This window comes from Salipiger sp. HF18, from assembly GCF_011806505.1.
Taxonomy (GTDB): Bacteria; Pseudomonadota; Alphaproteobacteria; order Rhodobacterales; family Rhodobacteraceae; genus Salipiger; species Salipiger thiooxidans.
The window spans coordinates 1-1,587 of record NZ_JAATOS010000709.1 but is presented as its reverse complement, the minus strand read 5'-3'; the positions used below and the strand labels follow the sequence as shown (position 1 = coordinate 1,587).

The window sequence follows — 1,587 nt, the reverse complement described above, 5'->3', positions numbered from 1 at the left end:
CGGGACATCGCATCGGCCATCGGGGTCTCCCTCGGGCGGCTCAACGCGCAGCTGCGAGCGGCTGCCGAAGCTGGGTTCATCAAAGTGAGCGAGCGTGTGGGGCCGGACCGGCGCCAGAGGTTCGCCTACACGCTGACCTCGCGCGGAGCGGCTGAAAAAGCCAGACTCACCGACCGTTTCCTCGCGCGGAAATTCCTGGAGTACCAGGCCCTTCACGCAGAGCTGACCGGAACCGGCAGCCCATACGTCCCCTCCACTAACAGGACAAGTCTGATGCAGAACTACCTTGCTCCCATCCCCGAGCTGTTCGTCTCGTACGACAGCGCGCAGAAGCTCAAGGTCGAGGCGGCCGAGCTGACCTCGCACGACCTGACCCCGCGCCAGATCTGCGATCTCGAGCTGCTCATGAACGGTGGCTTCTACCCGCTCAAAGGGTTCCTGTCCGAGGCGGATTACGACGGCGTCATCGACGACATGCGCCTGGCAGACGGCACCCTGTGGCCGATGCCGATCACGCTCGACGTCAAGGAAGACTTCGCCGACAAGATCGAGATCGGCCAGGACATCGCGCTGCGTGACCAGGAAGGCGTGATCCTCGCGACCATGACCGTCACCGACAAGTGGGAGCCGAACAAGGCGAAGGAAGCCGAGAAGGTCTTCGGTGCCGACGACGACGCGCACCCCGCCGTCAACTACCTGCACAACACCGCCGGCAAGATCTACCTCGGCGGCCCGGTGACCGGCATCCAGCAGCCGGTGCACTACGACTTCCGCGCCCGTCGCGACACCCCGAACGAGCTGCGCGCCTACTTCCGCAAGCTTGGCTGGCGCAAGGTCGTGGCGTTCCAGACCCGGAACCCGCTGCACCGCGCCCACCAGGAGCTGACCTTCCGCGCCGCCCGTGAATCGCAGGCCAACCTGCTGATCCACCCGGTCGTCGGCATGACCAAGCCCGGCGACGTCGACCACTTCACCCGCGTGCGCTGCTATGAGGCGGTTCTCGACAAGTACCCGGCGTCGACCACCACCATGTCGCTGCTGCCGCTCGCCATGCGCATGGCCGGCCCCCGCGAGGCGGTCTGGCACGGCCTGATCCGCAAGAACTACGGCGTGACGCACTTCATCGTCGGCCGTGACCACGCGGGCCCGGGCAAGAACTCCGCCGGCGAGGACTTCTACGGTCCCTACGACGCGCAGGAGCTCTTCAAGCAGCACGAAGAGGAAATGGGCATAGAAATGGTGCCGTTCAAACACATGGTCTATGTGGAAGAGCGCGCCCAGTACGAGCCCAACGACGAGATCCTCGACAAGGACAAGGTCACCATCCTGAACATCTCCGGCACCGAACTGCGCCGCCGTCTTCAGGAAGGCCTCGAGATCCCCGAGTGGTTCTCGTTCCCCGAGGTGGTCTCCGAGCTGCGCCGCACCAAGCCGCCGCGCTCCAAGCAGGGCTTCACCGTGTTCTTCACCGGCTTCTCGGGCTCGGGCAAGTCGACCATCGCCAACGCTCTGATGACCAAGCTCATGGAGATGGGCGGCCGTCCGGTGACGCTGCTCGACGGCGACATCGTCCGGAAGAACCTGTCC

General features: G+C 65.1%; 1 protein-coding gene. It reads left to right on the top strand.

What is annotated here, in order from left to right:
* Positions 1-6 precede the first annotated feature (6 nt).
* The coding region (locus HC022_RS26150; RefSeq protein ID WP_368484819.1) for a bifunctional sulfate adenylyltransferase/adenylylsulfate kinase at positions 7-1,587 on the top strand (1,581 nt) is incomplete at its 3' end.